7 protein-coding genes and 1 tRNA gene are annotated in these 9,400 nt (G+C 71.1%); 5 read left to right on the forward strand and 3 right to left on the reverse strand.

The features are described 5' to 3' along the window. Positions 1-1,242 (forward strand): TM0106 family RecB-like putative nuclease (locus IQ216_RS07895; RefSeq protein WP_193815048.1); only part of this gene is annotated, 1,242 nt, incomplete at its 5' end. Position 1,243: 1 nt separating this feature from the next. Here IQ216_RS07895 and IQ216_RS07900 read toward each other — a convergent pair. Together IQ216_RS07900 and pyrE are read right to left on the reverse strand one after the other, a co-directional pair. After that, positions 1,244-2,233: a folate-binding protein YgfZ gene (locus IQ216_RS07900; protein WP_193815049.1), complete on the reverse strand. Its 990-nt coding sequence runs from the start codon at positions 2,231-2,233 to the stop codon at positions 1,244-1,246. An 8-nt stretch (positions 2,234-2,241) separates the two neighbouring features. Further along, entirely contained in the window at positions 2,242-2,793 is a 552-nt protein-coding gene (gene pyrE / locus IQ216_RS07905) for an orotate phosphoribosyltransferase (RefSeq protein ID WP_193815050.1), read from the reverse strand. A 299-nt stretch (positions 2,794-3,092) separates the two neighbouring features. On the opposite strand from pyrE, the gene IQ216_RS07910 reads away from it, so the two are divergent. The 4 genes from IQ216_RS07910 to IQ216_RS07925 all read left to right on the forward strand — a co-directional run bounded on the left by IQ216_RS07910 (position 3,093) and on the right by IQ216_RS07925 (position 6,147). Next, complete coding sequence (locus tag IQ216_RS07910; RefSeq protein WP_193815052.1) at positions 3,093-3,545, forward strand: Occludin/ELL family protein; 453 nt, start codon at positions 3,093-3,095, stop codon at positions 3,543-3,545. Between the two features lie 43 nt (positions 3,546-3,588). Further along, positions 3,589-3,661 (forward strand) — tRNA-Ile (locus tag IQ216_RS07915). 127 nt (positions 3,662-3,788) lie between these two features. Beyond that, positions 3,789-5,126, forward strand: coding sequence for a hemolysin family protein (locus IQ216_RS07920; RefSeq protein ID WP_370566664.1), 1,338 nt, complete (start codon positions 3,789-3,791; stop codon positions 5,124-5,126). A gap of 28 nt (positions 5,127-5,154) precedes the next feature. After that, the gene (locus IQ216_RS07925; RefSeq protein WP_186697405.1) at positions 5,155-6,147 is read left to right on the forward strand and encodes a Gfo/Idh/MocA family protein; all 993 of its coding nucleotides are present in this window, start codon (positions 5,155-5,157) and stop codon (positions 6,145-6,147) included. Between the two features lie 9 nt (positions 6,148-6,156). On the opposite strand, the gene IQ216_RS07930 is transcribed toward IQ216_RS07925, so the two are convergent. Next, entirely contained in the window at positions 6,157-9,387 is a 3,231-nt protein-coding gene (locus tag IQ216_RS07930; RefSeq protein WP_370566663.1) for a glycoside hydrolase family 15 protein, read from the reverse strand. Positions 9,388-9,400 lie beyond the last annotated feature (13 nt).

Here is a 9,400-nt window from a genome sequence, read left to right on the forward strand (position 1 = left end):
CCCGCGGGCCTGCAGCTGCAGGCCCATCCCTCCCTGCTGGAGCGGCTGCCGGGCCCCAGCCGCTGGGGCGACCATGCCTACCGCCCGGTGCTGGGGCGCCAGGGCCGTAACCTCACTCGCGAGCACCGGTTGCTGCTGGCTCTGTGGGGACGGCTGCTGGCCGAGTACCAGCGAGCCCCTGTGTCTCAGGCCCTGGTGGTGGCGGGCTCGGGCCGGAACCTGCAGCGAGACACCCTCAGCCTCAGCGCTGGCCTGCAGCACCAGCTCGATGACGCCCTTGTGCGCCTCGCCGAAACCATGGAGAGCCCAGAGCCACCGCCCCTGGTGGCCGACCGCAAGAAGTGTGTGCTCTGCAGCTGGCGCGGCCAGTGCGATCAGGAGGCGGCGGCCGAGGGCCATCTCAGCGAGGTGAGCGGCATCGGCGGCAAGCGGCGCGAGATGCTGCTGGGGCTGGGCATCACTAATCTCAAGGAGCTGGCGGCCGCCGATCCGGCCTGGCTGGGGGAGGCCCTGGCCGTGCACGGCGAGCAGCATCGCCACAACGCCGCGGTGCTGGTGGCCCAGGCCCGGGTGCAGGCGCTGGGGCGGCCTGAGCGGCTGGAGCCTGAGCCCCCTGCGGCCGAGGGGGCAGGCGGCCTCGATCCGCTGCCCGAACTGCGCCACTGCCCCGGCGTGCTGCTCTATGACATCGAATCGGATCCCGATGCCCGCGACGACTTCCTGCACGGGTTCGTGATCGTGCCCCGCGGCGCCGACGGCGCCTGGCCGGCAGGCCCTGTGCCCGCCCAGGGCAGCTGGCGCTATCAGCCCCTGCTGGCCCTGTATGACCACGGCGAGGCCCTGCTGTGGCAGCGGCTGCGGCGGCTGCTCGGGCGCTACCCGGCCTGGCCGCTGCTCCACTACGGCGAAACCGAGTCGATCGCCCTGCTGCGCCTGGCCCGGCGCCAGGGGGCTGGGGAGGCCGAACTCACGGCTCTGCGGCAGCGGCTGGTGGACGTGCATGCCAGGGTGCGGCGCCACTGGCGCCTGCCGGTGAACAGCTACGGCTTGAAGGCCGTGGCCAGCTGGCTCGGCTTTCGCTGGAGCCAGAGCGGCGTGGATGGCGCCCGCTGTCTGCTGTGGTGGCGCCAGTGGCGCCGCGACGGCGGCAGCCAGCGCCTGCAGCGGATCTTCACCTACAACCGCGACGACAACCTGGCCACCTGGGCGGTGGTGCGCTGGCTGCTCGACGGCCCAGGCTGACTCAGCTGGCCCCGGAGCCAGCTCCTACCGGCGGGGCCATGAACCCAGCCGGGGTGGACATCTGCACGCAGGGTCCGTCAGGGCCAAGCCGCAGTTCGCCGGCGGCGAGGGCCTGGCGCCGCACCAGGGCCAGGCCGATCCAGGCGCCCGAAGCGAGCTGCAGGGCGGAGGTGACGCTGCCGCAGCGTCCGCCATCGGATTCCTCGGCACTGAGCAGCACCGCGCCGATCGGAGCTGCCGCCAGTGGCGTTGGCTGCTCCGCCCCGGAGCCCTCCGCAGGCTGGGGCAGATGCCAGCGGCGCAGCTGTTGTTTGACGCCGTCGTAGGTGGCCAGCTTGGCCAGGGTTTCCTGGCCCACATAGCAGCCCTTCGAGAGGCTCACCCGATCCGCCAGGCCCAGCTCAAACGGGTTGGTGCCGGCGTTGAGTTCCGCCGGTTCGGCCGGCAGGCCCTGCTGCAGCCGCCAGCGCTCCTGCTCGTCGGCGCCCAGGGGCGGCAGGGCCTCCAGTTCCGCGGGCAGAGCCGTGAGCTGGTGGAGCAGCCAGCCTGGCCCCAGCCGCCAGCCCTGATCCGCGGGCAGGGCCTGCCACTGCAGCGCTGCTGGCGGGCCGGCCGGGGTGGGTGTGGCGACGGCGGGGCTGAGCTGGGGGAGTGGCGTCAACAGCCAGGCGGGCTGCAACGCGCCCAGCTCCACCTGATCGGCGGGGAAGAGCACCTGGTCGAGACCGGCGCGGACGGCGGCGGCATCCCCGTGGGTGATCACCAGCCAGGCGCCCTCGCGCTCCACGAGCACCTCCGCCAGGGCCCGCATGCGGCCGGTGGGGGAAATGCAGCAGGTGCGGATCCAGGCCCCCGCTGGGGCGCGTTCCAGATCAGCGCTGGTCTGTCCGTGCAGAAACCGCAGGGTGTCGGGCCCGCGCAGGTGCAGCAGGGTCACGGCTTGCTGCAGCCGTGCCGCGGGGGCGGGTTGCCAGGTCCAGGGATCGTGCATGGCGGAGTTCAGGGCAGAGCGCTGGCCGTGGCCGCCAGCTCGTCGAGCAGAAACAGGCTGCGCAGCTCCAGGCCGGCGGCCGTCATGGCCTCAAGGCCACCCTCCTGCCGGTCCACGATGGTCACCACCCGCTCCACCGCATAGCCCGCCTGCCGGAGCTGGTTCACCGCCAGGAGTGAGGAGCCGCCTGTCGTCACCACGTCCTCCAGCACGGTGATCCGGTTGCCGGCCGCCGGCAGGGGAMCCTCCAGCCAGGCGCCCGTGCCATGGCCCTTGGCCTGTTTGCGCACGATCAGGGCTGCCAGGTCCCGGCCCTCCAGGGCCGCCCGCAGGGCCACGGCGCTCACGAGGGGATCCGCCCCCAGGGTGAGTCCGGCCACGGCCGCCGCCTCGGCTTCCACCTCGGCCAGCAGCAGCGATCCGAGCAGGGCCAGCCCCACGCCGCTGAGGCTCACGGGCTTGCAGTTCACGTAGTGATCGCTGCTGCGACCCGAGGCCAGGGTGAAACTGCCGCGCCTGTAGGCCTGGCGGGCCAGGCGCTGCAGCAGTTCCTGCCGCATGGCCGACGGCGTTGCGGACGGGGCCAGACAGGTGGGGGGAGAGGGCAAGAGCACGGCTTGGCGATGAACAGGCGGTTCGCTGTGGAAGCAACGAATCTCGGTGGGTAGTCTGCGTTGTAACTGGCATGGGCATGTAAATGAATGCGCGCGCAAGGCTGGTGATCCAACTTCGGGGTGGACGGCTAGGTTCCGACCACCTCAGTGCGCCTGCTGGACGGGCCGTATCCGCCGGACTGGCCGCTTCGCTGGGCCTGCTGGCTGGCGTTCTGGTGGGGGCAGGGCCAACCCAGGCCGGCCCGATGATCTGCACCACCACCCTGGAGGCTCCTCTCGACCAGCCCTCCAGGCCAGGCCTTCCCTCGGCTCCGGTTGAAGTCACCCGTTGCAACGCCCTGCAGACGGTGCCTGATCTGGTGCAACGGCGCTACTACAGCTACACCGCCCCCTTCGCCCAGGCCGTGAGCCTCGGCAATCAGATCACTGAGCTTTTCGGCATCGCCATGGGCGGTGGTGATGGCACCCGGGTGATGGGCCTGGGCTTTTCCGACCAGGCGATCGTCTGGGACAGCACGGCGATCGAAAACACCTTCCGGGCCCTGCACGAGCGTCAGAGCGACCCCATGCCCCTGCGTACGGCGGATGKCTCGAGTGGCTTCAACGGCCACCTCGGCTCCGAGCAGGCCCTGCCCACCGCATGGCAGGACCCCGGCCCAACCTGGTCGCCGCCGCCGCCGGTTCGTGGTCTCTGGTGAGSCCGGTTGGCAGCGAACGATCCACCGTCTCAAGCCACTCCCCGGGGGCCTAGCAATCTGGTGAATGCAGCGGGCTCATAATCCGCCTTAGGCGAGTTCGATCCTCGCGACCCCCATCATGGCTGGCGACCTACGCCGGCGACAGGCCTTAGCATCAGCAGACGACACCCCCCCAGGACGCCCTCTCCGCGTGCCCCACCCGCTGTTTCCTCCGCCTCGGCCGGCCCGGCTGCACGCCTGGTGATCCTGCTGCTTGCCCTGMCCKTTCTGCTGCTGCTGCAGGCCTTCTTCTCGGCCGGCGAGCTGGCGGTGATCAAGCTCCGCCCCAGCCGTGTGAGCCAGCTGCTCGAGAGTGGCGAACCCGGGGCCAGGGCCGTGGCCGCGCTGCAGCGGCGGCTGCGGCGGGTGCTGGTGGCCACCCAGCTCGGCGCCGTGCTCGCCCTGGTGGCGATCGGCTGGGCTGGCCGCGCGGTGGCCGATCGGTTCACCGAGGCCTTGACGGCCCTCGGGCTCCCCCCCGCCTGGCTGGATGGGGGCGTGTTTCTGACCTTGGTGCTGGGGGCCACCGTGCTCGGCGGCCTGGCTCCCAAGGCCTGGGTGCTGCACAGCCCCGAGAGTTCGGCCCTGCGCCTCTCGCCCCTGCTGGTGGCGGTGAGCAGGATCCTCGCCCCGGTGATCGGCCTGATCGAGCGGATCTCGGCCATCGTGCTGCGGCTGCTGGGCCTGCCCCGCAACTGGGATGAGCTGGTGCCGATGCTGTCCGCCGGTGAGCTGGAAACCCTGATCGAATCGGGCAGTGTCACCGGGCTGATGCCCGATGAGCGCAACATCCTCGAAGGTGTGTTTTCCCTGCGCGACACCCTGGTGCGGGAGGTGATGGTGCCCCGCTCCGGCATGGTCACCCTCCCCATCGACGTGACCTTCGCGGAGCTGATGCGGGCGGTGCATGACACAGCCCACGCCCGCTTCCCCGTGCTGGGCAGCTCCCTCGATGATGTGAAGGGTCTGCTGGATCTGCGGCGCCTGGCCGATCCGATCGCCCGTGGATTGCTCAGTCCCGACACTCCCCTGGCCCCCTTCGTGGTGCCGGTGGCCCAGGTGCAGGAGAGCACCCCCCTGGCCGAGCTGCTGCCCCTGATCCGCAGCGGCCAGCCGCTGCTGGTGGTGGTGGATGAGCACGGCGGCACCGAGGGCCTGGTCACCGTGGCTGACCTCACCAGCGAGATCGTCGGAGATGACGACGACCCCCGAGAGCGGCTCGACGAGTTGCAGCAGCTCAGGGAAGGCTGCTGGTTGGCGGTGGGGGATCTCGAGATCGTGGAACTGAACCGGCAGTTGCCCGTCCCCCTGCCTGAGGCGGAGGGCCACCACACCCTGGCGGGCTTCCTCCTGGAGCGGCTGCAGCACATCCCCGCCGCTGGCGAGAGCCTGCGCTGGAAGGGCTACCACTTCCGCATCCTGGCCATGGAGGGTCCGCGGATCGCCCAGGTGGAGATCGAGCGGCGCCCCGACAGCAGCCCAGTGGCGCCAGCCCAGGAGGCCGATGGCTCAGAGCGGCAGCAGGGGAGCGGCGATCATTGATAATTCACGCGGTTTGCACGCCCCTGCCATGAACCCTGTGCGCGTGGGTGTCATCGGCATCGGCAACATGGGCTGGCACCACGCCCGGGTGCTGAGCCTGATCAAGGATGCCCACCTGGTGGGGGTGGCCGACCCGGATCCCCGCCGCGGCGCCCTGGCCACCGACCAGTTCGGCTGTCCCTGGCATGCCGGCTTCGAGCAGCTCCTGCCCCTGGTGGATGCGGTCTGCATCGCCGTGCCCACCCTGCAGCACCACGCCGTGGGGATGCGCTGCCTGGAGGCCGGCAAGCACGTGCTGATCGAGAAGCCGATCGCCGCCAGCCGCGAGGAGGCCGCTGCCCTGATCCAGGCTGCCGAGGCCGCGGGTGTGCTGCTTCAGGTTGGCCACATCGAGCGCTTCAATCCCGCCTTCCGCGAACTGATGAAGGTGGTGGCCAGCGAGGAGGTGGTGGTGCTGGAGGCCCGGCGCCACAGCCCCCACCCCGACCGGGCCAACGACGTGTCCGTGGTGCTGGACCTGATGATCCACGACATCGACCTGGTGCTGGAGCTGGCCGGTGCGCCCGTGGTGCGCCTGGCGGCGGCAGGGGGGCGCTCCGCCGAGGGCCCGATCGACTACGTCAACGCCACCCTGGCCTTCGCCAACGGGGTGGTGGCCAGCCTCACCGCCAGCAAGATGGCCCACCGCAAGATCCGCAGCCTCAGCGCCCACTGCCGCTCCTCCCTGGTGGAGACCGACTTCCTCAACCGCACCCTGCACATTCACCGCCGTGCCCATGAGACCGTGAGCGCCGAGCACGGTGAGCTCGTGTACCGCTCCGATGGTGTGATCGAGGAGGTGAGCACCACCTCGATCGAGCCGCTCTACGCCGAACTCGAGCACTTTCTGCAGTGCGTGAGGGGCCGTGAGGTGCCGGCGGTGGATGGTCTGCAGGCGTCGCGGGCGCTGCTGCTGGCCGATCTGATCGAGGACTGCGTCGAGCAGCCCAGCCTCTCGATGACCCTGGAGCAGCCGATCTGAACCGCCTGCTCAGGCCTCCAGGGTGAGCTGGCGCAGAGCTTCGAGCTGCCAGGCGCGGCAGTCGGCTGGAGAGGCCTGGTAGAAGGCCTCCCAGGCTCCGGCCTTGAACTGGCCGTAGTCCTCGGGTGGCACCTCCGGATGGCGCTGTTGCCAGCCGACCCGCACGGCATGGCCGATCACCACGTCGAGGGCGAGGTCGTCGTCGAAACGCACCTGGGGGTTCGCCCCCACGAAGGCCATCAGGGTCATCAGGGTTTCGGTGCAGAGCTGCCGGTATTCCGGGGCCTCGATCTTGCTGAGCAGGTGCTCGATCAGGGCGGCGAAGTTCTTCTCCCCGGGCGTTTTCTCACTCAGCAACGGCCCGCTGGCCAGGCGGTTGCGGCGCTCCAGCTTGTCGCCGATCACGATGCCGCGGCAGTGGTGCAGCAACTCCCAGACACCGGCATAGAAGTGGCGTGGTACCTGGCTGAGGGCCCCCAGGCGGATGCGGTGCTGCAGCCAGTTTCCGGCCTTGGGCAGCTCCTCCAGCGGTGGCGGCACACTCCAGCGCACCCGCCCGCTCAGGTGCAGCTGCTCCTTGCGCATCAGCGAGGCCTTGGCGTGCTCCACATCGGCCAGCAGGGTCTGCAGCCGCCGCCGCACGGCGTGGGGTGGCTGGGCGCAGAGGGCCTCGAAGGCCTCGCTGGGGCTGAGGTCGGCCTCGGCGGCCAGCTCACTGGTGAGCAGCAGCACCAGCTGGCCGAGCTGCAGGGTGAGGCTGCCGCTGAGCAGCCGGGGCTCGTGGCGGGCCAGGCCGTCGAGGGCCAGCAACAGTTCCTGCTGCAGCATCCACTCGCGGCTGTCCTCACCACTGAAGCGCCGGATCATCGCCGCGATCGCGGCGCTGCCCTGGGGCTCACTCAGCAGCGAATCGCCGGTGTAGTTGCGGCCCACCACCACCTGGCGCTGCCGCACCAGCAGGTCCGTGAGGGCATCCTCCAGCTGGGGGTGCACCAGCTCCAGCCAGCCGGCCGTGCGGCGCACCACGTCCCAGTCGGCCTCCACCAGGGCCCGGTGATACACCACCTCCAGCAGCCTGCGCACGGCCACCGGCTCGCTGCCTTGCGGTCCGTGCAGCTGCGCCCCCAGCCCGAGACGGCGCACCAGCTGTTCCAGCACCTCCGCCTGCTCCTCGAGGGAGGTGCTCTGCCAGAGCCGCTCGCCCAGCTCGCCGATGGAGAGATCGTCGCGTTCGAGGTCCTGTTCCTCTGCGGCCGAGAGCGGTGCCTGGCGCCGGCTGGCCTGCAGCGGCAGGTCCGCCGCTGGCTCAGGGCCTGCCGCTGCGGCGCCCGTGGCCGCCTCGGCGGGCAACGACACCCAGTGGGCCTGGTCGGCCAGGTCCTCAAGCCGGGCCAGCTGCACCGGCACGCCCCCCACTTCTCCTGCCTGCAGCTGGGCCCCCAGGGCCAGAAACGCCTCCGGCTCCCGCCCGAAGACGGCCTCGGCCACGGGGATCAGCAGCAGTGGGGCGCCCGTGCCGCGCCACTGGCGCTGCAGCATGCGCAGCTCGGCCTGCACTGTGTCGACCAGCTGCTCGGCATCGTCGGCCAGGTAGAAGGTGCCCTCCTCCAGTACGGCCGGCACGAAGGCCAGGGCATCCTCTTCGCCCGCTGCGCCTGGCCGTGGGCAGCGGTAGAGCCGGGCCGTGGCGAGGGTTTCCATCCGCACGGGGGGGTGCCCGGTGAGGCCCAGGCGGGCGTTGGCCCCCACCTGAGCCAGGCGCCTGCCAAGGGCCGACGATCCCTGGACCGCGATCCGGCTGGCTTGCTCAGCCGCCCCGCCGCTGCTGGGCAGGCCGTGCTGCGCCAGCACAGCGGCCACGGAAGCGCTGCCGGGCACCAGGGCCACCAGCACCTGCTCCGCTCCTGCCGGTTCCGGCCTGCGGCGGCCGCAGGGGTCGAGGTCGGCGGGGGTGATCAGCCCCGCCAGCAGCAGGTCCCCCAGCCAGGTGAGGCTCTGGGTCCAGAGCAGCGGCACGTTGGCGTTCGGCTGGCGCGGCTGGCTGCCCGGCTGGCGCCGCTCCCGCTCCACGGCCTCCGCTCGCACCAGGTAGAGCTCCGGCAGCAGCGGCACGTCGCCCTGCAGCACGCTCACGCTGGCCAGGCGGCCGCGCCACTGGCGGGCCTCGCTCCAGCGCTCCTCGCAGCAGGCCGTGACCAGCTCGTAGGCCCAGAACAGCGGCCATTCGCACTCGATGTGCTCGAACTGGGCCAGCTCCTCGCGCTCGTAGTGGAGGCGGGTGTGGTCTTCCACCACCGTCTGGTGACCGTCACGGCGGAAGCGCTTGTAGCCGTAGGCGCCGCCCAGCTCGGCGCGGATCTTGTTGCGGGTGCGCTCGGCCAGCTCGCGGTCTTCCACGGCCCAGGCGGGGTAGCCGATCACGGCCAGACAGGCGGCATCGGCCTCCTTGCTGCCGGATTCCCGCGGCAGCATGCCATCGAGGGCCCGGCGCAGGCGCACGATGGCGTCGTGGGGGATCACCAGGCAGCAGCTGCCGTCGCCGTGGGGCCCGTAGAGGTCGAGGTCGTCGAGGGCTTCAAGGGCCGCCTTCACCAGTCCGATCGAGCTGGCATTGCGCTCCGGCAGGCCGTGGTTGCCCTTGTCGCCGCGCTCCCAGATGCCGTAGTCGGCCACCCGGTAGGCCCGGGCCACGTAGTACACCAGGTTCTGCACGAAATCTCTCTCGTGGCTGCTGCGCACCACCACGAGGCCGCTGCGGGTGAGTTGGGCGAGCTGCAGCAGGAACAGGGCGGTGGCGTCGAGTTGCAGGTGGCCCCAGCCGTCGTCAGGCACCACGAGGGAGCCGCTGCTGGTGTCGAACTTGGCGTGCAGGGCGTCGCGGCGGTCGAGGCTGTGCTTGAAGCGCTCCACCTTGGTGGCCTGACGCTCCATGGCATTGAGCAGGCCCCGCATCAGCAGCAGCACCCGCTGCTCGAGCTCGAAGGCCCGCCGGCAGGGACCGCGCAGCCTCCGGTGGGCCAGGGCCAGCCCCCACACGCACTGGATCGAGTACACGCCATCGCGCACCCAGGCATCGCCGTAGTTGCCGTGCACGGTGTTGGCGGTGCTGGCCGGCAGCAGCCCGCTAATCGGGTCCTGCCGGTTGAGCACCACCGCAGAGATCTGCTGGTCCAGCTCCGCCAGCAGCTCGGCGGCAGGCTGGTCAACCATCGCCACCGGACTGGGCGGCTTGGGGGCCATCTCGGACTGGGGC

Origin of the sequence: Cyanobium sp. LEGE 06143 (genome assembly GCF_015207535.1) — a bacterium.
GTDB lineage: Bacteria > Cyanobacteriota > Cyanobacteriia > PCC-6307 > Cyanobiaceae > NIES-981.

What these genes read in the sequence shown, in the direction of transcription:
- IQ216_RS07900 (WP_193815049.1), bottom strand. Translation starts at nt 2,233, where the DNA reads ATGCACGATCCCTGGACCTGGCAACCCGCCCCCGCGGCACGGCTGCAG.
- IQ216_RS07925 (WP_186697405.1), top strand. Translation starts at nt 5,155, where the DNA reads ATGAACCCTGTGCGCGTGGGTGTCATCGGCATCGGCAACATGGGCTGG.
- IQ216_RS07930 (WP_370566663.1), bottom strand. Translation starts at nt 9,387, where the DNA reads ATGGCCCCCAAGCCGCCCAGTCCGGTGGCGATGGTTGACCAGCCTGCC.